Raw genomic sequence first — 20,756 nt, 5'->3', positions numbered from 1 at the left:
GGCATCCCACGAACGCGGTTCGCGCTGGCGCCGCTCATCCCCTATATTAACGGGTAACGCTTAAAGCGAGGCTTGCCCGGAGGGCCGGATGTTTGCGCTGACGAAATCGAAAACGGCCTGGGCCGCCGCCCTGGCGGTGTGCCTGGCAAGTGCGCCGCCCGCGCTGGCGCAGGAGACATCGACCGCCGAAAACGAGGCGACGCAGCGTGACCCGCGCGCGGACGACGAAGCCTATCAACGCTCGCAAAAGCTGCTGAAGGCCATCGACGACATTCTCGCGGATGCCGCCGAAGAGCGGGCCAAGGCGCGCGATCTGCCGAGTCAGGACACCTTCATCCTGCCGCCGCTCTGGAGTGACACGCGCGAGGACAACGAGGAGCGCGTGCGGGCCTTGCTCGACTCCGCGCTGGAGATTGTGACCGACGCGCCAATCGTGCAGATGCAGGAGACGATCGCCGACCGCCGCGCCGCCATCGATCAGATGCGCGACGAGATCACCGAGCTAAAGAAAGAGCGGATATCGGCGCCGGAGGATGGCTGGATGCCCGGTTTCCTGTCCGACACCCGTAGCTCGATCGACGAGGCGATCAAGGAGCTTGAGCGCCGGATCGCCGAGAACCGCGCGGTGATCGAGGAAAAGAAAGCCGAAATTCATAACGCGCTCGAAGATGCCGGCATCAAGATCGCCCGTGAACAGCTCGACCTGCTGCTCGACAGCGTGCTCGGCGGTGACCTGCTGAAGCTTGTCGCGGCGTTTGAAGCGGCCAGCGGCATCGACCGGCGGCTCGGCGAATTGCTCGAAGCCTCATCCGACAATCCGAAGGCCGCGCGGCGCTATTTCGCCATGCACGCCTCGCTGTTCGCCATGCTGCTGCACGCGCAGGACACGCTGATCGAGAAGATCGATGGCGAATACATGGTCAAGCTTCAGGCGATCCTGACCGACATCCGTCAGGCCCGTAAGGAGACCTATCGGCTGCTCGCTGGCGAGAACCGACCGGACCAGCAGCGCGCGCTCGATGCGAACTTGAAGGCACAGAACTTCGCGGAGAAGGTGGCAGGCGTCTACAAGGACTATCTGGAGACTCAGCGCCGGCAACTGGTAGAGGCGCGCAAACGCACGATCCGGGACCTGCGCATCGCCGACAACACGTACCGCACTGTGGAGGCCAGCTTCCAGCTTCGCGCCCTGATGCAGAATTCACGCGCCACGTTCGAGGCGATCCGCCGGCTGGAAGCACCCGGCTTCGAGCAAATTTTTCGCAACGAGAGCCTGCGCAAGGAGTTCGAGCAGCTCACGCGGGAACTGGCGCCCAGCTCATGAGAACCACAGTGCCGCCAGGCCGAGGAAGGCGAAAAAGCCGACCACATCCGTCACGGTCGTGACGAACACGCTGGAGGCCACAGCCGGGTCGATCCCCAGCTTGTCCAGCACGATGGGCACAAGGATGCCCGACAAGGCGGCGACGAACATGTTCACGATCATCGCGACCGCGATGATCACGCCGATCTCGCCTGACCCAAACCAGATCAGAACTGCGCCAGCCAGCAGAACGGCAAACAGAAGCCCGTTAATCAGGCCGACCAGAAGCTCGCGCCCGACCACGCGCATGGTGTTGACCGCCGTGATGTCCTTCATCGCCAGCGCGCGCACGGCCACGGTCATGGTCTGTGTGCCGGCATTGCCGCCCATCGACGCCACGATAGGCATAAGGATCGCCAGGGCCACTCGCTGCTCGATCGTCGCGTCGAACAAGCCGATGACGATCGACGCAAGGATGGCCGTCAGCAAGTTGACGAACAGCCAGGTGAAGCGGCTGCCCGCGATCTGAACGAAGTTCTCCGTGATCGCCTCGTCGGCGACGCCGGCCAGCCGGAAGATGTCCTCGCCAGCCTCTTCCTGGATGACTTCGACGACGTCGTCCGCGGTGATGACGCCGACCAACCGCCGATCCTCGTCGACAACGGGGGCGGAGAGCAGATTGTATCGCTCGAAATCCCGCGCGACCTCCTCCTGATCCTGAAGGGCAGAAAAGGTGTGGACATCGGTGTTGGTGATCTCGCTGATGAGCTTCGGCCGCCGGCTGCGCAGCAGGAAGCTGAGCGGGACCGTGCCCATCAGGTGAAACGCCGGGTCGATCACATAGAGCTCGGAAAAGCTGTCGGGAAGTTCGTGCGCCTCGCGCATGTAGTCGATGGTCTGGCCCACGGACCAGAACGGCGGGACCGCGACGAAATCCGCCTGCATGAGGCGGCCGGCGGTGTCCTCCGGGTAATCCAGCGAACGGCGAACCCGCGCACGGTCGATCCGGTTGACCTTGGACAGGATCTCGATCTGCTCGCTTTCTTCGAGGTCTTCGAGCAGATAGACGGCATCATCACTGTCCAGCTCCCCGACGACCTCGGCGAGCTGATCGACCGGCATTTCCTTGACCAGCTCGTCGCGGATCGGCTCCTGCAGCTCGGAGAACATTTCCGCCGGGAGGTCGGAGCCGAGTGCCTTGATGAGTGCGATGCGCAGTTCGGGCCGCAGGAATTCGATAAGGTCGGCGAGGTCCGCCGCGCGCAGCTCCAGCGTCAGCGTGCGTGCCGCGTCGATCTCCTCGCGCTCCAGTGCATCCGCGACGGCGTCGACGAAGGCCGGCGTGAGCAGGTCGTCCTGTCCCGGCGCGTCGGCGAAATCTTCGGCTGTGCCTTGGCTTTCCATGGCCGGCATCCTGTCAAACGCGTTGCGGTGAAGGCGTAAAGCACTTTCAGCAAAAAGCGGGAACCGGTTTGCGTCCGAAGTCGCAGGCCGGCGCGAAGCGGTGAAACTGCGATGAGCCGAACTTTAGTCGGGACTCACAACACCGGCTCTCGGACCGGCTAATGCGAGCCGTATCCCAAAAACGGATATCGCGCCAGCGCCGCCCTTTGTCAGGGGGCCTGCCGCCGATTTTTCACCCACCCCGGTGGGGGTCCGGGCAGCGGCCCCCGGGGGCTATCCGGATTGGCCTGCGTCGGCGCTGCGCTTGTCGTCGCGAACTTTGCGCGCATAGTCCTGCAACTGCCGGCGGACTGCGGCGAAGGCATCGCGCATTGCCAGGTAGACGTCGTCGTGCTGATGGTTTTCGTCCGTGCTGCTGTGACCGACGAAATGCGCCTTGCCAGGAACGTTCGCCTCAACGGTGACCAGAAACTTCTTGCCCTTGCGGTGGCCAGACACCAGTTCGACCGTCACGCGACAGCTTACCAGCCGGTCAAAGACCTGCTTGAGCTTTTCGATGTGCTCGTGAATGCGGTTTTCGACCGCTTCGGAGCTTTCCACGTGGCGGAAGGCGATTTCGACAGGCACGTCCATTATCGTTCTTCTCCCGTGTTGCAATAGGGAACGGAATGGGGTCCGGCAGGCGCAGCGAGTTATTCCGCGGCCGTGCGCAGTGACTGCGCGCCGGGGGAAAAGCGGGTTATGAGCCTTTCAGCCAGTTCCGCGATATCCTCTTTCAGCTTGGCAAAACCGGGTTTGATTTCAAAGGTCTTTTCGCAGACATACAGGCCGCGGTTGATCTCGATCTGCAGCGCGTGGATACAGTCTGCCGGCCGACCGTAAAATTCCGTTATGTGTCCGCCGGCATAGGGTTTGTTCAGGCCTACGTGATAGCCCATCATGCTGAACGTGGTAGCGGCAAAATCGACCAGATCGCGCGAGCAGGAGCCGCCGAAGCGATCGCCCAGCACGATGTCATAGGGGGGCGCGCCGGGGGCTTCGCCGAGATGCGACGGCATGGAGTGGCAGTCGATCAGGAAAGCACGGCCGAAGCTGTTTCGGGTGTCCTCGATCAGACGGCTCAGCGTATCGTGATAGGGCTGATACAGCCGCTCGACGCGCGCCAAACCCACGCTCAGCGGCAGCGGTGCGGCGTAAATCTCCTCGTTCTCGTTGACGAGTCGCGGGATGGTGCCCAGCCCGCCAATGACTCGCAGTGAACTTGAGTTGGCGTAGTCGGGCAGCTTTTCGGCGAATAGCGCAGGATCCAGCTCATAAGGCTGGCGGTTCAGGTCAAGATACGCGCGGGGAAAGCACGCGCTCATCAGGGTCGCGCCCTTGTCAATGACGGGGGCGAACAGCTTGTCGATGAACAGGTCTTCCGACATCCGCAGCGCCTGCGGGCTGAGCTGCGCTGTCTTTATGAAAATGGAGGGATAGATGCGCCCGCTATGAGGCGAATTGAAGATGAAGGGCGTGACCAGCGCCGCCGGCTGCTCGACCGCGAAAGGCGGGTCCAGTTCCGTGTGGATGCAGTGAATCTCGCGTTCGAGCCAGCGCGCGGGTGTCATGAAACGGGACATCAGCATGGTATCAGGACACACCGAAAGTTTGATGGAAGGCGCGCTGGAGACGCCGGGGCATTGCCGTAATGGATCGGCTGGGCGGGTTGTTTGATTGGCATCATGATCCTCCTCCCCGCCAAGGGCGTAGCCGAACCAACGGGTCTTCACGTCAGTATAGGATGCGCGAAAGCGCGCGCAAGATGGCCTTTGGAGCGGCTGCCGGTCGCCTGAGGCGTCAGCAGCCGATGGATGTCAGCACACAATGGCTAATGGACCTATAATCCTCTGGTTTACCCGCGATCTTCGGCTGCGCGACCATCCGGCGCTCCAGGCGGCGGCGCGCAACGGGCCGGTGATCCCCTTGTTCATTCTTCAGGACCAGGACACGGTGCGCTGGCCGCTGGGCGGGGCGAGCAAGTGGTGGCTCGCTCGGAGCCTGCGGTCGCTGGCACGCGATCTGAAGGAGAAGGGGTCGAGGCTGATCCTGCGGCGCGGCGATCCGGCTGCGATCCTGGCCGCGCTGGCTCAGGAGACGGGCGCGGCGGCGGTTTATTGGTCGCGCGCTTATGAGCCGGACCTGATTCGTGCACAGGAGGACGCCCGCGGCGCGCTGGAGAAGGCGGGCATCGCGGTCAAACGCTTCGGCGGGCGCATCCTGTTTGAGCCGGAGACCATCTCGACGCAGGAGGGTTCGCCCTACAAGGTCTTCACGCCGTTCTACAAGGCGCTCCTCGCGCGCGGCGACCCGTCCGAGCCGTTGTCCGCGCTGGACACGCTGCCCGCGCCGGTGGCATGGCCGGAAAGTGATACGCTGGAAAGCTGGGCGCTGGAGCCGACCAAGCCGGATTGGGCCGGCGGCCTGCGCGCGACTTGGACGCCGGGCGAGGCGGGCGCGCGAGACCGACTGGCGTGGTTTCTCGACGAAGCAGCGGCAGACTATGACGAGATGCGGGACCGGCCCGACATCGACGGCACCTCACGCATGTCGCCGCATCTGACCTGGGGAGAGATCAGCCCCCGCCAGATCTGGCACGGCGCAAAGCCGCACGCCGAAGGCAGCGCCCAAAAGGGTATCGAATCCTTCCTCAGCGAGGTCGTCTGGCGCGAGTTTTCCTATCACCTTCTGTTTCATTGGCCGGCGTTGCCTGACACCTCCTGGCGCGAGGAGTTCCGGGAGTTCCCCTGGGACGAAAACGAGCAAGCGCTCCGCGCGTGGCAGTGCGGCCGTACCGGCTATCCGATCGTGGATGCGGCCATGCGCCAGCTCTACGAAATCGGCTGGATGCACAACCGTTGTCGGATGATCACCGCTTCATTTCTGATCAAGGACCTGCTGATCCCTTGGCAGCGCGGCGAGGAATGGTTCTGGGACACGCTGGTGGACGCCGACCTCGCCAGCAATTCGGCCGGATGGCAGTGGGCCGCCGGCTCAGGCGCCGATGCCGCCCCATATTTCCGCATCTTCAATCCGGTGAAGCAGGCCGAACGGTTCGATCCTGAAGGCGCCTATGTCCGCGAGTACGTGCCGGAACTGGCTGGAATGCCGGCCAAGCATATCCACGCACCGTGGGAGGCGCCGTCCAAAATCCTTCGCGATGCCGGCGTGCACCTCGGCGAAACCTATCCGGAGCCGATCGTCGATCACGGCAAGGCCCGCAAGCGCGCGCTTGCAGCTTTCCAGCAGATAAAACGCGGTAACTAGTGCTTGCGCCGCTCCCGGCTAGGCGCGCAAATGCTTGTCTTGCTGTCGAGGAGAATGACATGGCCGACAGCGACCAACGTCTGCGTCACCTCGATATCCGAGAAGGCACGCCGGATGATTTCCAGACGCTGGCCAGAATCTACCGTGAGGCCTTTCCGGAGGAGGATTTGCTCCCACTGGTAAGGGCGCTGCTCCAGGATGGTTCCGGGGTGCTCTCGCTGGTGGCCACCGTCCTCTCTACCGTCGTCGGCCATGTGATCTTCACATCTTGCCGAGTCACGGGACAAGCGGACAAGGTCGCGCTGCTCGGACCGCTGGCGGTCGCACCCGACTGGCAACGCAGGGGCATAGGCACAGCGCTGACCCATCAGGGTCTGGATCGGCTGGAGCGGGCCAGTGTGAGCCGCGTCTTTGTTCTCGGTGATCCGGGCTACTACAGCCGCGCCGGCTTCGCGCCCGAAACGCATGTCACCCCGCCCTATCCCCTGCCTGAAGAATGGCGCACAGGGTGGCAGTCCCTCCGCCTGAGTGAAACCGAATTGGAAGGCGCTCTTGAGGTCCCCGCGCCTTGGCGCCGCGCCGCCCTCTGGCTGCCCTAGACCCCTCTGCCGAGCCAGTAGATTCGCGTCAAATTCTTCCTATTCCTGCCGCAGTGTGCCAAAACTTGACGAGGCATGCTGCGGCCACGGGCCGCGTGCCGCCGGCGATGGGGGAGCAGAACGATGACCGACGGACGGGCGACCGTTTATACCGCCTGGGGGCGGGTGGTCGATTATCTTTTCGGACGCAACGCGCTGATCGGCATTGCCTCCCTCTTGCTCCTTATCATCTCCGGCTATGCGACCTGGGTCGGCATGACCGACTTCATCGTCGGCGTGCAGGCCGAGGGGGCCCCCGAGCAGGCCCGCGATATTGGCGTGCTGTCCGTCACGAACGAGGTGCTGATCACGCTCGTCGTCATCACACTCACCTTCCTGATGTGGCTGGCGCTGCGCGAGACCTTCGGCGCGCAACGTCGCTAACGTCGCTGGAGCGAGCGGCTCATCACCTTCCCGCTGTATATCTTCCTGCTGCTGTGGTCGGTCGGCTTCGGCTACGGCTTCTGGTGGAGCCTGATCGCCGGGACGGAGGCCACGCGGACCAGTCTCGCCGCGCTGCAGGAGGATGCGCGTGCCGCTGCCACGTCGGTCTCCGCGCGGATTGAAGCCGTGCAGGCGCAACTCGACAGCGTCGTGTCATGGTCCGAGACGCAGATGGAGCGCGAGGCGACGGCTGGGGGAAGCTGCGGGCGGCCGTCTGGCGCGGGGCGCGGCCCGCTTTATGCGGCGCGTGAAGGGGTGCGCGATTCGGTCGCCTCCCTTCGGGAAAGCATCGCGCAATCATGGATCTCGCCGGTCCAGCAAGACATCACGGAGTTGCGCCAGAGCGCGACCGACCTGTCCGGTGAGACCTACGCCGAACGCCAGCGTGCCTTTGAGCAACGCGCGCAGGAAATCCGCAGCCGCGCCCGGAGTATCGCCGCACGCAGCAACGAATTGGGCGCGTCCTACGCTGCGGAGATGCGCGCGCTCGCCAATGTCGTTTCGATTCCGCCGGGCAAGGCGGGCTTTTCCTGTTATGACCCGACGCTCGCCGATCGGTTGCGACAAGCGGCTGATCAGGCGGACGAGCCTGTGGTCCTCGACCTCCGCACCGCCGAGTTCACGGAAGGACCGGCTGGCGTTGCCAATGCGATACGGCTGCTGTGGACCAACATCGGCGCGTATTTATCCGGGCTGATCGATTTCGTCGGTTCGGGCTTTCAGTTGCCGGAAGACGGTGCGCCGCTCGCACCGGGCGGCGGCATCACCGGGCGCGACCTCATCGCGCTGCTGGCCGCAATCGGCGTAGACCTCGGCCTGTTCGCACTCATGGTCCTGAACCCCCCGGCCACGCCCCCAACGCGGCGCGACGCGCTGGCGCGGACGCAGGCGCGGCTCCACATGCCGACCTCTTCGGTGGTCCGCCAAATCAGCGCGGCGCTGGAAACCGCCATTGCCCGGGCGCCGGACGCCGATCTGGAATGGGTGCGTCAGCACTTCGTCCATCACCGCGATACATCCTATTTCGTCATCCCGAATCTCTACAGCTGTCAGGACGACCAAAAGGAGGAGCGTCGCGCTCTGGCGATGAACCAGCTCGCCGGTGTACTGGATGACCTCAACCTGATCATCGCTCTGACGCCGGAGCAGTTGAAGCAATTCGGAGAGGAGGAGGAGCGCGACAGCTTCAGCGATCTCAGCCTCTATCGGGATCGCCGGCGGGAGACGCGAGAGGATTTGCAGGCCGAAGCGCCGAAGGACATGCCTCGGCCGATGCGCAATCACGGCTTGCTATCCAAGGCCGAACGCGCGCTCGACATTGCCGGCTGGAGCGAGGAAGCAAAGCGTGACGTGGAAATATACCGGCTCGTGGACACCGAAGGCCTCACGCCGCTGCTTGTCCTGCTCAACGAGGCCACCCTTGAAAAGGACCCCAGCGAAGAGCAGTCTGGAGAGCAGGGTGAGGCCGGTTACACGCGGCGAGAAGAGAACCGTGGCAGGCTGAGCGGCGAGGTGTCCGGTCTGATCGATCGTAAACCGGAGAGTTGACGGGCCACGCGGGGCGCGGCGGGCACGAGCCTCATGACCAAGCGCATCGACCTGAACGCGGACATCGGTGAGAGTTTCGGTCCTTGGCGGCTGACCGATGACAACGCGATCATGGACTGCGTAAGCTCGGTCAACATCGCCTGCGGGGGTCACGCCGGCGATCCGGATACGATTGTGGCGACCGTTACCGAAGCGCAGGCGCGCGGTTTGGGCGTCGGCGCGCACCCCGGCTATGACGACAAGCAGGGCTTCGGCCGGCGCGTGATCGCCATGAGCACGCGGGAGATCGAGCGCATGATCGCTTATCAGATCGGCGGGCTGGCCGCTTGCGCTGCGCTGGTGGGCGCGCACATCGATCACATCAAGGCGCACGGAGCGCTTGCCAACCTCGCCGCCCGCGATGCGGACATCGCAGGCGCCGTGGTGCGGGCTGCGCAGGCCGTCGCGCCGGAGGCCTGGTTGCTGGCGATTGCGGGCACCGAGATCGAGCGGGTTGGCGAGAAGGCCGGGCTGCGCGTCGCGCGCGAGGTCTTCGCGGACCGGGCCTATGATGAGGAGGGCCACCTGATGCCGCGTGGCACAGTTGGCGCGATGTTGACCGACCCCGATTTCATTGCCGAGCGGGTCATCGCCATGCTCGAAGAGGGCGCGCTGATCACCGAATCCGGCAGGAGTCTGCCGACGGATATCGACAGCGTCTGCATTCACAGCGATACGCCCGACGCGCTGGCGATTGCGCAGAGGGTGCGCGGGGCGCTGGAGCAGGCGAGCTATGCTGTGCAGCCGTTCTCACGGGCGGCTGCGGCCTGACGGGCCCCCGAGCCGAAACATCAACGCTCACGACGCGTCAGGCGGGATGTCGAAAAGCACCTCGTTCCGGCGCAGGAAGCCCGGCGTGAACGGATCATTGTAATAGGCATAGGTGGGCGGGCCGGTCGGCTCGACGCCGCGCTCTGCCAGCCATTTGCGCAACTCTTCGGTCTTGCGGCTGAACAGCTCGGTATCCCAGCTTCCACTGAAGCGGATTGCCGCGCGGCGCTCGGGCGGGATCCTCTCAAGCGTCACGTCGCTGCCCGGTGCCGGCAACTCGTCCATTGAATATTTTGCCGGCATGATGAAGCGCACAACCCATTCGCCCTCCCGTTGCGTCTGGGTGACCGGCGCGGTCATGGCGATTTTATCCGTTGGCTCCTGCGTGACCGGTGCGGTCATCGAGATGCTGTCCCCGCCGCGCTCGCGTGCGAATATGTAGTCGGCCAGCGGCTCGAACGCCTCGCGGACTGCCTTGTCGCGCGTGCCGGTGCGGCGAACCTCGGCGACGATCATTTCAGGGTAGTCGCGGATCTCGAAGCTGCCGTCTTGGACGACGCTTTCGTAGTCGGGCGTCTCGATGTTTTGTGTCACGATGATCCAGGCGCCGATGGCGACAACGATGACCGCCACGATCGCGCCGCCGATGATCCAGAGCACTCTCTTCCCGCTCATCACACAGCCGGTCTGTTACAATCCGCCTTTGCACACTACGCTTTGAGGCCGGCTGCGGTTCCTTTATGCGCCGCCGGGAGTCCAGTCCTCCGGGGCCAACTCGAAGCCTGCAAATTCAAAACCCGGCGCGACGGTGCAGCCGACCAAGGTCCAGTCGCCCAGGCTCCGCGCCGACTGCCAGACGCCGGCTGGCACGACAATCTGTGGCCGTTCGTCGGCCGTTACCCGGTTGCCCAGAATTTGCGCGCTAGGCGCTCCACCGACCGGGGCCTGCGAGAGTTCGAGCGGCGCGCCGGCATACCAGTGCCAGATCTCGGTCGCATCTACCCGATGCCAGCGCGAGATCTCGCCCGACCGCAGCAGATAATAGATCGCCGTTGACAGGGCGCGCCCGCCATTACCGGTTTCGTCGCGGAATGTTTCGCGGAAATGGCCGCCTTCGGGGTGAGGCTGCAGGTTAAGCGCCGCGATGATCTTCTCGGCTGTGACGGTGGAGCCGCCCGCCATCAGTCGAACAGGCTCGAAACCGACTCTTCGTTCGCCGTGCGGGCGATCGCCTCGCCGATGAGCGGCGCGATGGAGAGCACTTCGATGTTTTCCGCTACCCGCACGGCTTCAGTCGGCAGTATCGAGTCGGTGATGACAAGCTTCTTGAGGCATGAAGCGGTGATGCGCGCCACTGCTCCTCCCGCGAGGACGCCGTGGGTGATGTACGCGTAGACCTCGCGGCCGCCTTGCTCCAGCAGTGCCGCAGCGCCGTTGCAGAGGGTTCCGCCACTGTCCACGATGTCGTCGACGATGATGCAGGTGCGGTCCTTCACATCCCCGATCACATTCATCACTTCGCTGTCGCCAGGACGATCACGACGCTTGTCAATGATCGCCAGCGGCGCATCGATCCGCTTTGCGAGACCCCGCGCGCGCACCACGCCGCCCACGTCCGGCGAGACGACCGTGATGTCCGTGCCGTTGAAGCGCTCCATGATGTCCCGCACCATCACCGGCGCGGCGAACAGGTTGTCGGTCGGGATGTCGAAGAAGCCCTGGATCTGGCCGGCGTGGAGATCGAGAGTGAGCACGCGGTCGGCACCGGCGTTGACGACCATGTTCGCCACAAGCTTGGCCGAGATCGGCGTACGCGGTGTCACCTTCCGGTCCTGACGGGCATAACCGTAATATGGGATGACCGCCGTGATCCGGCTGGCCGAGGCGCGGCGCAGCGCGTCGATCAGGATCAGCAATTCCATAAGGTTGTCATTCGCAGGGAATGACGTGGACTGGATGACGAAGGTGTCCTCGCCGCGGACGTTCTCCTCGATCTCGACATAGATTTCCATGTCGGCGAAGCGCTTGACCGAGGCCTGGGTCAGCGGGGTGTTCAGATAGGCGGCGATCGCTTCGGCAAGGGGCCGATTGCTGTTGCCCGAAACGAGCTTCATCGGGGCGGAACTCCGAAAAAGGGCCGCGCCGAAAAATTCTGGCGCATATGCGTTAGGCCACGGCTTCTATCAGCCGGATGGGGAGATGTAAAGCTGGCGCGGCGGGCCTTGCTTATGTGCCTCGAATATTGGGGAGGGCTCCGCGCGCCGCAAGGTCTGCCCGCGCGCGCACTGCTCAGCTTGTCGGGTCAGGCAGAATTTTGGCGACCGCCTTGGCAGCTTCGCCCGCGGCAATGTCCGCCACCCGGCCCCAGGAGCCGTCAAGCGAACCTTCCTGGATCTTGTTGCGCTGGACCACCGCATTCTTCAGCGGCTTGCCATCTGGTCCAAGCACGAGCCAGCGGATCGTGATGGGCTGCTTACCGCTCTCGGCTTCGCCAAGCTCAACCGTGCCGCGCACCGTGTACGCGTTGGGCTTTTTCGACTGGACCAGCTTCAAGCCCCGGGATTGCAGCTCACGCCGCATCGCCGCTGGCAGTGCCGAATTGCCGTCCCCTGGGGCGCCCGTGACTTTCGGCACAACGACGAGGATTTCCGAGGAGGGGCTCTGCGCGCTGGCAAGCTGGCTGCGCTCCTGGTTCGGCTGGCCGGTCGTCGAGGTCGCGTTGACGCTTCCCGTCGTTGCGACCTGCGTGGCCGGCACTTCTTTCTTCGGGAGCCACTGCCGCAGGCGATCCGCCGTGGTCGCGGCGATCTTCCGCATGGCCTTGTCATCGACCGCGGCCCACGGATCGCCGCTCACACGCTTCTCCACCATCTCCTCGCCGGAGAAGCGATGCGCGCGCTTCCCGCTCTTATCCGTGACGTCCCAAATATAGGAAACCTTGGTGCCTTCGGATTCCGGCGAGGCAACAAGGTACCCGCGCACCGTGTAATCCGCGCCGTCGCCCTTGACGGGAATTTTCTTCTCTTTCGCTGCCGTCTCCAGCATCTTGCCCATCTTGTTGGACACGCTGCCAGGTGCGGCTACCGGCGCGAGCGAGACAGAAGCAACTTTCTTCGTGGTTTGGGCTGGCGCGATTTCAGCGGGCGCTTGCGCTGTCTGATTGGAAGTCGAGCAGCCTGCCAGGACCATTGCCAGCAGAGCCGTCAGGAAAACTGGCGCAGCGCGTTTCGCTGCCGAGGATGCCGTGGTTGCGTTCACGCGCGTCACGTGATGCTCCCTTTGCCTTGATAGCTTTCGTCCCGGCCTCTGCGACCAGGTTAAGACGCGCACTGCATATGGTCCGAGACGATTCAAGCGTTAACGGCTATCAAGGTCCGCGTCTATATGCCCCTCACGTGTTGGATGTGCGGATCAACAAATCTGGCCGCGAAAACGCACACCAACCCGAGGTTTTCCACATCATAAAACAAGGATGGCGGAAATTTGGCGCCCATAGTCGGGTTGCTGACGGGCTTGAGCGCGCCGATAGCTGAAGAAAAGTGATTCGTTTTGAAACGTGCAGAGGGCGAGATCGGTAACATGGCGAAGGCCGACGGCTTTGAGACGGGCGCGCGCATAAGCCGGCAAGTCGAAATGCGGTCGCGCGCCGCCGGACGGGATATGGAACAGCGCCTCGTTGTCAGGCGCCTGCGTCAGGAAGGACGCCTTGAAGTCCTCGCCGACCTCGTAGACCTCCGCCGATATCGTCGGGCCAATGGCGGCGTGGATGTGCTCCCGCCGCGCGCCGAGAGCTTCCATTTCCCGGATCGTCGCTTCGAGCACGCCGCCAAGCGCACCACGCCACCCGGCATGGGCCGCGCCGACAACGCTTGCCTCGGCATCAGCGAATAGCACCGGCGCGCAGTCTGCCGCGAGGACACCCACGGCGAGGCCAGGTTCGCGCGTCACGATCGCGTCGGCTTCCGGCGGCTTATCGGCCGGCCAAGGCTCGCGCGTGACGGCAACGGTCGGCGTGTGAGCCTGTCGGGGCGTTATGAGCCGCTCGGGCTCGACGCCCAGGTCGGCAGCCGTGCGCGCGCGGTTTTCCAGCACGGCGGTGCGGGCGTCACCCGAGCCCAAACCGCAGTTGCGGGAAGCATAGATGCCGCTGGAGACGCCGCCTTCGCGCGTGAAGAAGCCGTGGCGAATGCCAGGCAGGGCTTTCAACAGGTCCGCTTCGATCATTGCTGCTCTCCGAAGGGTGGCGGCGCCTCACTCAGGCCGGCCGTGACCGCCATCACCTTGAACAACTCGCCCATTTGCGTCGGGTCCACGAGCCGGCGCGCGCCGGACATGATGCTTTGCTGTTGTGCCGGAGTTCCCGCGCGCAGAAGGGTCTGGCAGCGTGCTTCAAGGCCGAGTTGCAGGAGAAAACGGCCCTGAGCCATCGGGCCGAAGGCGCCCAGCCCTGCCATGTCCGCCTGCTTTGCGAGCGCGCGGAAATCGACATGTGCGGTAAGGTCGTGCTGGCCGGGGGCGTCGAACACACCCGCGTAGCGATGGCCGGAGACGGCCTGAAGGGTGTCCCCGGCAGCCGCCTCGCCATGACCGTAGTCGATGAACAGCGCCGCCTGCGGCTGGGCGTCACCGCGCGCCCTGATTGCGGCAAGCAAGCCCGTCGCGTCCGAGCGAAGCTCGGCGATGTCGCCGTCCGCCGGATCGCATGGAAGCAGGTTCTGCTCAGCTGTGGACAGTTCGGCAAGGCTGCCTTCGCAGAAAAGAAAGCCCTGATCGGGGTCATGAGCAACGCACCGCTCGCGCCATTCGCCGTCGCGCCAGACAAGCTGCCGCACGGGCAACGCATCGAGGAACTCGTTCGCAAAAATGATCGCCGGTCCGTCGGGTACGTCGTTGATCGTGTCGTGCCAGGTTGTAATGCCGGTTCCCAACAGGCGCGCCTGCTCCGATTGCAGAACGGGCGATGTTTCGACCAGGTGCAGCGACAGTGCCTCCTGGAATGCCGGCAGCGCCTTCGCCGCACGCAGGGCATCCGCGGCGAGCGTGCCCCGGCCTGGCCCAAGCTCAATCAGCGCGACCGGCTTCGGCGCACCCATCGCCTGCCACACCGACGCGGCCCAAAGCCCGAGCAACTCGCCGAACACCTGGCTGATTTCCGGCGCGGTGATGAAATCGCCGCTCCGCCCGAGCGGCTGCGCCGTACGGTAATAGCCGTGCTCGGGGTCATTCAGGCAGGCGTCCATGTATGCGCTGACCGGAATGGGTCCGTCGGCCGCGATCCGCGCCATCAGCTTGCGGGCCAGCGGTGTCGGCTCGGTTGCGGCAGTCGCGGATTGCGGGGTCACGGCTTCAGCGGCCAGTTCAAATATCGGTTTCCAGGAAGTCGCGGGACATGGCGTAGGCCACCGCCTTAGCGACCGATCCGCCACCGGGCATCAGGGTGGCATGGTTTACGCCCAGCAGGTGAAGCTCCTTGCGCAGGTGCTTCTTGCTCTCGCCCGCGATGATGATCTTCTTCAGATAGGTTTCCGGCCGGCGCAGGAACAGGCGGAACTCGTCCAGCGGCACGTTGGAGTGGCCATGCACGACGAAATAGGAGTCCATCTGACTCTGCGGCCGGATATTGCGATAAGGCTTGAAGCACATCGGCGCTTCCGCAGCGGGGACCGGCGACGCGTTCGGGTCGTCGAGCTTGAGGCAATATTCGTCCCGGAACAGCGGGCTGTTGGTCATGGGGATCATCGCCAGCCGCGCAGCGGACTCGTTGAAATACCAGGGATTGAATACCCAGACCTGCCCATTGCTCGCCGACATGCTCTCAACAGCAAGGAACAGCGCCACCAACGGGTTCCCGTACCACTCCTGAATGCGAGTGGGCAGGCCCTGCTGGTGCCCGAGGATCGGCCACATCTCGTCCGGAATGCCGCCGGGCGGGATGAACTCCGCCGCGCGCAACCGGAACTCCCGCAGCAACTCACGCTCCAGCGCCGGATCGATATTGCTGCGGTAAAGCGGCGGCAGGATGCTGTCATCTTCCGACGCCTGGCCAAGGTACCACGGCCGCACGGGTGCATCCTCCAGTCCCACACTGAACTCGGTGGAGAAAGTCAGCTCGATGAATTCGCTGACGGTGTGGATGATCGGAGGTGCCATTGAGCGGCCTTTTCCGCGTCGCTTCCCATGCTACTGCGTGGCCAGCCATGTCTTGCGCTGTGCACGCGCATAAAGATAAAGCCCCAGCGCGATCATCGGAAGTGAATAGACCATGCCGGTGGACCAGTAGGCCGTCGTGAAGAACTGGCCGTAGTCCCATTCCTTAAAGAATTCCACGAAGATGCGTGCCGCGCCGTAAATCATCAGGAAGGCGCCCACCACGACGCCCGGGCGCTTGAGGGCGCCGCGCCCGTGCGTCAGATACCGTAGCGCGACGAACAGGACGATGCCTTCGAGGATCGCTTCGTAGATCTGCGTTGGATGGCGTGGCCCGACTGCGTGACCCTCGGCCAGGACGCGCGCGGGAAATTCCACAGCCCAGGGCACATCCGTCAGGCGCCCATAAATCTCGCCATTGATGAAGTTGGCGATGCGCCCAAAGAACAGGCCGAACGGCGTCGCGGCCGCGGCAAGGTCCATCACCGAGAGGACCGGAATGTTATTCCGCCGCGCGAAAATATAGGTCGCCACCCCGACGCCCAGCAGCCCGCCGTGAAACGCCATGCCGCCGCCCCAGACGGCGAAGATCTCCAGCGGATGCTGAAGGAAATAGCCCGGCTCGTAGAACAACACGAAGCCAAGCCGACCACCGACGATCACGCCGATCGTGCCCCAGATAAGGAAGTCGTCCACCTTGTCAGGACGGATCGGCGACTGCCCGCCCCAGATCGCGGTGTTGCGGGCGAGCGCCCGCATGTAGAGCCAACCGATGATAAGCCCGGCGAGGTAAGCCAGCCCGTACCAGCGAATTTCCACGGGGCCGATCCCGATCGCTACCGGGTCGATCGTCGGGAAAGGCAGGGCCATGAGCTGCATCGGCGTCTCGGTCATCACAATAACGGCTTGTAAGCGGATGTCGCGGTGCTTTGTAGAGCCTTTCGGCCCGAATTTGAACACCTTATCCGGAAGCGCGGCTCTCGGCGCCGGGGTTGATCCGGTACGGTCCCGGTTCCATAGTCAAAGCAATACGTCGCGCTGATGACAGCGCGGTGACAGCGCCGCCCAAAAGGATGGAACCATGACGCAGACGACCAACAAGTTGTTCGACGACTTCGCCAAGCTGATGACGGATGCGGCCGGCGCGGCGCAAAGTGCGCGGCAGGAGTTCGAGACACTTGCCCGGGCGCAGATGGAGCGCGCGATTCGCGAGCTTGATCTGGTGCAGCGGGAAGAATTCGAGGCCGTGCGCGAGATGGCGCAGAAAGCACGCGAGGAAAACGAGGTGCTCAAGGCGCGCATTGCCCGGCTGGAAGCTGCGCTCAATCTGCCGCCGGAGATGCCGGGCGAGGAGCCGGGCGGCACGGGACCGACCGTTTAGCGTTTCGGGGAGGCCGGATACGGCCGCCGTTGGGCGGACCGCATCCTGTTGCTCCGGGCCGCCTAGTTTGCGGCTTCCTTGATGTAACCGTTGATCTTCTGGGCCAGTGCCTGATCGGTCCGGCTCGCTGCGGCGATCTCGTTGTATTCCTGGATCGAGATGCCGTCCGTGTCCTTCACCGCCTTCGCCATGCGCTGGTTGGTCTGCTGCTGAAGCTGCTGACGCTGCTGGTCATTCGTCGTCTCGCCCATCTTGGACTGATACTCCGAACGGATGCCAATGAGCTTCACGGCGGCTTCTGCGAAGGACTGGAGCTTGGCGTCCGTATATGATTCCTGCGCTTGCGCCACGGTCACACTCGCGCCCATCGCGCCGCCCAGGCTCAGAGTTGCGGCGACAAAGAGTGCCGCCGGTAAACGGCTGTAAGTCATTTATCGACCTTTCCTGAATTCGCTGATAGTGCCGGGCCTGTCCGCCACGCGCTCAAGGCGCGGATTTATCGGACGCCCATCTATTAGGACAGTCCGGAGGAGTAATGAGTTCCCGCCAAAGACAAATTTTTTCCGCACCGGCTTGGCACGCCATGCGATTGAGCGGGTGAGGAGTACGTCGTGGACGAAACTAACGGCCTTATTGCAAGCGAAATTCCGCGCCTCCAGCGCTACGCGCAAAGTCTGGCGCGCGATGGCGAAGCAGCCGAAGACCTCGTGCAGGACACGCTGGAGCGGGCGATTCGCAAACAGCATCTCTGGGCCCGGCGCGGACCGATTCGCACGTGGCTCTACCGGGTTCTGCTTTCGGTTTTTCTGAACAAGTGCGCGACGAACGCCCGCCGCCAGCCCGATCTGGGCCTTGAGGACGGTCCGCAGCTTTGGCAGCGCCCGTCGCAGGAGGATCGGGCGCACTGCCGTGAGGTTGCGCAGGCGATGCAGCGCCTGCCTCATGATCAGCGCGCGGCAATCGCGCTCATAGCCGTCGAAGGGCTGGACTACAAGGACGCGGCGGCGATCCTCGACATCCCGCTCGGCACGCTGCGCTCGCGGCTCTCACGCGGGCGTCACGCCCTCCGCGCCATGTGCCCCGACCACGACGACCGGCCTCAAGCCGCAACGGAGAAACCTGTGTCCCACTGATTTCCCCGTGGACTGCTGCCGCGCCAGCTTGCGCGACTCAGGGGCGGCTGGTACCGGAAAATCAGTTTTGATCAAGTTACTTCGACAATAGATGGGGGCGGTTGAGCGTCACCCCTGTGTTTCACGGGGGGGCTGCAGCAGATGTGCGCGTAGCCTCGAGGGCAACAACGCGAAAATGGCGGGCAGAAAGACAGGGCATGGCATTTTCCCAACCGATTTACGAGCGCATTGCGCACCCGGTCGATCTCGTTGAGCAGATTGCCACAGCGCAGGACTGGCCGTTCGAGCGCAGCGCGGAAGATGAGCTGACGCTGGCCGTCGCGGGGTCATGGAGCGACTATCATATCTCGCTCAACTGGCGTGACGATCTCGAGTCGCTGCACCTGGCCTGCACCTTCGACCTGAAGGTGCCGCGCGCACGTCTCGACGAGGTCTATCGCCTGCTGGCACAGATCAACGAACAGCTCTGGGTCGGCCATTTCGATTTCTGGGCGTATGAAGGGCTGCTGCTCTATCGTCATGCGCTGCTGCTGACCTCGGCCGATCCGACGCCACACCAATGTGAGAGCCTGCTGCTAGCCGCGCTCGAGAACTGCGAGCGGTATTATCAGGCGTTTCAGTTCGTCGTCTGGGCCGGGCGACGCGCGGAGGAAGCGCTCGCCGGCACGATGTTCGAGACCGAGGGGCAAGCGTGATACACTGCCGGCAAAACGGAGCCAGCCTCTGATGCCGGAATATCCTGACTCGTTTTCCGTGACCGAACCGATTGTGCTCGTCGGCGCAGGGCGCATGGGCGGTGCCATGCTGAGGGCATGGCTGCGCGGCGGTCTGGACCCGGAGCAGATCTTTGTCGTCGATCCCGGCGCGCCGGCCGAGACGGTAGCGCTGCGCGACGAGCATGGGTTCAGCATCGCTGTCGACCCCGAGGGCGTTACAACCGTGCCGGGTGTGATCGTCATTGCTGTGAAGCCGCAGCAGATGGACAATGTGCTACCGGGCATTGCCCATCTGATGGGCGGACAGACGGTGGCGATGTCGATCGCGGCCGGACGCACGGTCGAGAGCATCGCCCGGCACCTCGGACCGAACAGGCCAATCGTCCGGGCAATGCCGAACACGCCTGCGGCCATTGGACGCGGCATGACGGTGGCCTATGCCAACGCCGATGTGACGCCGGAGCAGGCGCGGATGTGCTCCGAACTGCTCGGCGCGGTTGGCGAAGTCGGCTGGATCGAGGACGAGAGCCTGATGGACGCGGTCACGGGCGTGTCCGGGTCTGGCCCAGCCTATGTCTTCCTGTTGACGGAATGCCTTGCAGATGCAGGCGTTGAGGCCGGTCTGCCACGCGATTTGGCTGAGCAGCTGGCGCGGGTGACGGTCCAGGGCGCCGGCGCGCTTATGGAAGCCAGTGATACGCCGGCCGCGAAGCTGCGCGAGAACGTTACGTCGCCCGGCGGCACCACCGAGGCGGCACTGGCGGAACTGATGAGCGAACCGGGCCTTCGTGACCTGATGAAACGGGCCGTAGCGGCTGCCGTGCGCCGGTCGAAGGAGTTGTCCGGTTAGGAAATTCCCGATATGGCAAAGCCGATGGCGCTGTCGATGCGCTTATCGGGCGAGGTGTGATGAAGGTTCTGCTGACAGGCGTTGCCGGCTTCATCGGGTTTCATGTTGCCAGGGCGCTGCTGGATCGCGGTGATGAGGTCGCCGGCGTCGATAACCTCAACGACTATTATGATGTCCGGCTGAAGGAAGCGCGCCTGGGACAGCTCGAAGGGCGCAACGGCTTCCGCTTCGTACGTGCCGACCTCGCTGACCGCAAGGCAACTGCGGAAATCTTCCTGGAGGAGCGGCCCAACCGCGTGGTCCATATGGCCGCGCAGGCGGGGGTTCGGTATTCGCTCGAAAACCCGCATGCCTACGCCGATTCCAACATCGTGGGCTTGCTGAACGTGCTTGAAGGCTGCCGCTACGGCGAAGTCGAGCACCTCGTGTTTGCCTCCTCAAGCTCGGTCTATGGCGCGAACACGCGGATGCCGTTCAGCGTGCATCAGAATGTGGACCACCCGCTCAGTCTCTACGCCGCAACGAAGAAGGCGGGCGAGCTGATGGCGCACACCTACGCGCATCTCTATCAGTTCCCGGTCACGGGCCTGCGCTTCTTCACGGTGTACGGGCCGTGGGGCCGGCCGGACATGTCACCCTTTATCTTCACCAAGAAAATCATCGCCGGCGAGCCGATCGACGTGTTCAACCACGGCAAGCACAAGCGCGATTTCACCTATATCGACGACATTACCGAAGGCGTCGTGCGGACACTGGATCGGGTCGCCGCGCCGGATCCGGCCTGGGACGCTGCGGCACCGGACCCGGCCACATCGAGCGCGCCCTACCGGCTCTACAACATCGGCAACAATCAACCGGTACCTCTGATGACCTACATCGAGACAATCGAGCGCGCGGTCGGCAAGGAGGCAGTCAAGAACTTCCTGCCGATGCAGCCCGGCGACGTGCCGGAGACCTACGCCGATGTTGACGACCTGGCGCGCGATGTCGGCTTCCGGCCCTCGACCCCGTTGGAGGAGGGTATCACGCGCTTCGTCGCGTGGTACCGGGATTTCTACGGCGTGTAGGCTATTTAT

The 20,756-nt window shown here is 64.0% G+C and carries 23 protein-coding genes; 11 read left to right on the top strand and 12 right to left on the bottom strand.

The window, feature by feature from the left end; translation table 11 throughout:
* The first annotated feature begins 88 nt into the window (after nucleotides 1-88).
* A complete protein-coding gene (locus BXY53_RS01035) occupies nucleotides 89-1,324 on the top strand; it encodes a coiled-coil domain-containing protein (protein WP_119060105.1) in 1,236 nt (411 codons plus the stop codon).
* On the opposite strand, the gene mgtE is transcribed toward BXY53_RS01035, so the two are convergent.
* From mgtE to BXY53_RS01020, 3 genes are all read right to left on the bottom strand, one after another.
* Entirely contained in the window at nucleotides 1,319-2,707 is a 1,389-nt protein-coding gene (gene mgtE / locus BXY53_RS01030; protein ID WP_245410314.1) for a magnesium transporter, read from the bottom strand. The genes BXY53_RS01035 and mgtE overlap by 6 nt on opposite strands.
* Nucleotides 2,708-2,980: 273 nt before the next feature.
* Nucleotides 2,981-3,340, bottom strand: coding sequence for an HPF/RaiA family ribosome-associated protein (locus BXY53_RS01025; protein WP_119060103.1), 360 nt, complete (start codon nucleotides 3,338-3,340; stop codon nucleotides 2,981-2,983).
* A 59-nt stretch (nucleotides 3,341-3,399) separates the two neighbouring features.
* Nucleotides 3,400-4,329, bottom strand: coding sequence for an N-formylglutamate amidohydrolase (locus BXY53_RS01020; RefSeq protein ID WP_245410313.1), 930 nt, complete (start codon nucleotides 4,327-4,329; stop codon nucleotides 3,400-3,402).
* Between the two features lie 244 nt (nucleotides 4,330-4,573).
* Between BXY53_RS01020 and BXY53_RS01015 the strand changes: the two genes are divergently transcribed.
* From BXY53_RS01015 to BXY53_RS01000, 5 genes are all read left to right on the top strand, one after another.
* Complete coding sequence (locus BXY53_RS01015) at nucleotides 4,574-6,013, top strand: cryptochrome/photolyase family protein (RefSeq protein ID WP_119060102.1); 1,440 nt, start codon at nucleotides 4,574-4,576, stop codon at nucleotides 6,011-6,013.
* Nucleotides 6,014-6,072: 59 nt separating this feature from the next.
* Nucleotides 6,073-6,612 (top strand): GNAT family N-acetyltransferase, encoded by a 540-nt coding sequence (locus tag BXY53_RS01010; RefSeq protein WP_119060101.1) that lies wholly within the window; start codon nucleotides 6,073-6,075, stop codon nucleotides 6,610-6,612.
* A 123-nt stretch (nucleotides 6,613-6,735) separates the two neighbouring features.
* Nucleotides 6,736-7,035: a hypothetical protein gene (locus tag BXY53_RS14195; protein ID WP_210209111.1), complete on the top strand. Its 300-nt coding sequence runs from the start codon at nucleotides 6,736-6,738 to the stop codon at nucleotides 7,033-7,035.
* 186 nt (nucleotides 7,036-7,221) lie between these two features.
* Entirely contained in the window at nucleotides 7,222-8,643 is a 1,422-nt protein-coding gene (locus BXY53_RS01005; RefSeq protein ID WP_210209110.1) for a hypothetical protein, read from the top strand.
* Nucleotides 8,644-8,676: 33 nt separating this feature from the next.
* Nucleotides 8,677-9,453, top strand: a complete 777-nt coding sequence (locus tag BXY53_RS01000) for a LamB/YcsF family protein (RefSeq protein WP_119060100.1) — start codon at nucleotides 8,677-8,679, stop codon at nucleotides 9,451-9,453.
* Between the two features lie 27 nt (nucleotides 9,454-9,480).
* Here BXY53_RS01000 and BXY53_RS00995 read toward each other — a convergent pair whose 3' ends face one another.
* From BXY53_RS00995 to lgt, 8 genes are all read right to left on the bottom strand, one after another.
* Nucleotides 9,481-10,128 carry an SOUL family heme-binding protein gene (locus tag BXY53_RS00995; RefSeq protein ID WP_119060099.1) on the bottom strand — a complete coding sequence of 216 codons (648 nt, stop codon included), beginning with the start codon at nucleotides 10,126-10,128 and terminating at the stop codon, nucleotides 9,481-9,483.
* 63 nt (nucleotides 10,129-10,191) lie between these two features.
* Nucleotides 10,192-10,635, bottom strand: coding sequence for a cupin domain-containing protein (locus tag BXY53_RS00990; RefSeq protein WP_119060098.1), 444 nt, complete (start codon nucleotides 10,633-10,635; stop codon nucleotides 10,192-10,194).
* Nucleotides 10,635-11,567, bottom strand: a complete 933-nt coding sequence (locus tag BXY53_RS00985) for a ribose-phosphate pyrophosphokinase (RefSeq protein WP_119060097.1) — start codon at nucleotides 11,565-11,567, stop codon at nucleotides 10,635-10,637. Before BXY53_RS00985 ends, BXY53_RS00990 begins: the two co-directional genes overlap by 1 nt.
* 175 nt (nucleotides 11,568-11,742) lie before the next feature.
* Nucleotides 11,743-12,720 carry a hypothetical protein gene (locus BXY53_RS00980; RefSeq protein ID WP_119060096.1) on the bottom strand — a complete coding sequence of 326 codons (978 nt, stop codon included), beginning with the start codon at nucleotides 12,718-12,720 and terminating at the stop codon, nucleotides 11,743-11,745.
* 192 nt (nucleotides 12,721-12,912) lie between these two features.
* Nucleotides 12,913-13,677, bottom strand: a complete 765-nt coding sequence (gene pgeF / locus BXY53_RS00975; RefSeq protein ID WP_119060095.1) for a peptidoglycan editing factor PgeF — start codon at nucleotides 13,675-13,677, stop codon at nucleotides 12,913-12,915.
* On the bottom strand, nucleotides 13,674-14,795 hold the full coding sequence (locus BXY53_RS00970; RefSeq protein WP_245410312.1) for a class I SAM-dependent methyltransferase: 1,122 nt from the start codon (nucleotides 14,793-14,795) through the stop codon (nucleotides 13,674-13,676). The genes pgeF and BXY53_RS00970 overlap by 4 nt, the downstream gene beginning before the upstream one ends.
* A gap of 16 nt (nucleotides 14,796-14,811) precedes the next feature.
* Nucleotides 14,812-15,603, bottom strand: coding sequence for an FRG domain-containing protein (locus BXY53_RS00965; RefSeq protein ID WP_119060093.1), 792 nt, complete (start codon nucleotides 15,601-15,603; stop codon nucleotides 14,812-14,814).
* A 30-nt stretch (nucleotides 15,604-15,633) separates the two neighbouring features.
* Nucleotides 15,634-16,494: a prolipoprotein diacylglyceryl transferase gene (lgt, locus tag BXY53_RS00960; RefSeq protein WP_245410311.1), complete on the bottom strand. Its 861-nt coding sequence runs from the start codon at nucleotides 16,492-16,494 to the stop codon at nucleotides 15,634-15,636.
* 187 nt (nucleotides 16,495-16,681) lie between these two features.
* On the opposite strand from lgt, the gene BXY53_RS00955 reads away from it, so the two are divergent.
* Entirely contained in the window at nucleotides 16,682-16,981 is a 300-nt protein-coding gene (locus BXY53_RS00955; RefSeq protein WP_119060092.1) for an accessory factor UbiK family protein, read from the top strand.
* A gap of 62 nt (nucleotides 16,982-17,043) precedes the next feature.
* Here the strand turns inward: BXY53_RS00955 and BXY53_RS00950 are convergent, their stop codons facing one another.
* Entirely contained in the window at nucleotides 17,044-17,412 is a 369-nt protein-coding gene (locus BXY53_RS00950; protein WP_119060091.1) for a DUF4168 domain-containing protein, read from the bottom strand.
* Between the two features lie 180 nt (nucleotides 17,413-17,592).
* On the opposite strand from BXY53_RS00950, the gene BXY53_RS00945 reads away from it, so the two are divergent.
* The 4 genes from BXY53_RS00945 (at nucleotide 17,593) to BXY53_RS00930 (ending at nucleotide 20,747) form a co-directional block, all read left to right on the top strand.
* Nucleotides 17,593-18,114: an RNA polymerase sigma factor gene (locus BXY53_RS00945; RefSeq protein WP_119060090.1), complete on the top strand. Its 522-nt coding sequence runs from the start codon at nucleotides 17,593-17,595 to the stop codon at nucleotides 18,112-18,114.
* A 197-nt stretch (nucleotides 18,115-18,311) separates the two neighbouring features.
* On the top strand, nucleotides 18,312-18,809 hold the full coding sequence (locus tag BXY53_RS00940; protein ID WP_119060089.1) for a type III secretion system chaperone family protein: 498 nt from the start codon (nucleotides 18,312-18,314) through the stop codon (nucleotides 18,807-18,809).
* Between the two features lie 31 nt (nucleotides 18,810-18,840).
* Nucleotides 18,841-19,680, top strand: a complete 840-nt coding sequence (gene proC, locus BXY53_RS00935; protein ID WP_119060088.1) for a pyrroline-5-carboxylate reductase — start codon at nucleotides 18,841-18,843, stop codon at nucleotides 19,678-19,680.
* A 59-nt stretch (nucleotides 19,681-19,739) separates the two neighbouring features.
* A complete protein-coding gene (locus tag BXY53_RS00930; protein ID WP_119060087.1) occupies nucleotides 19,740-20,747 on the top strand; it encodes an NAD-dependent epimerase in 1,008 nt (335 codons plus the stop codon).
* The last annotated feature ends 9 nt before the right edge of the window (nucleotides 20,748-20,756 follow it).

Source organism: Dichotomicrobium thermohalophilum, from assembly GCF_003550175.1.
In the GTDB taxonomy this organism is placed as follows: domain Bacteria; phylum Pseudomonadota; class Alphaproteobacteria; order Rhizobiales; family Rhodomicrobiaceae; genus Dichotomicrobium; species Dichotomicrobium thermohalophilum.
This window is presented reverse-complemented; position numbering and strand designations above follow the sequence as displayed.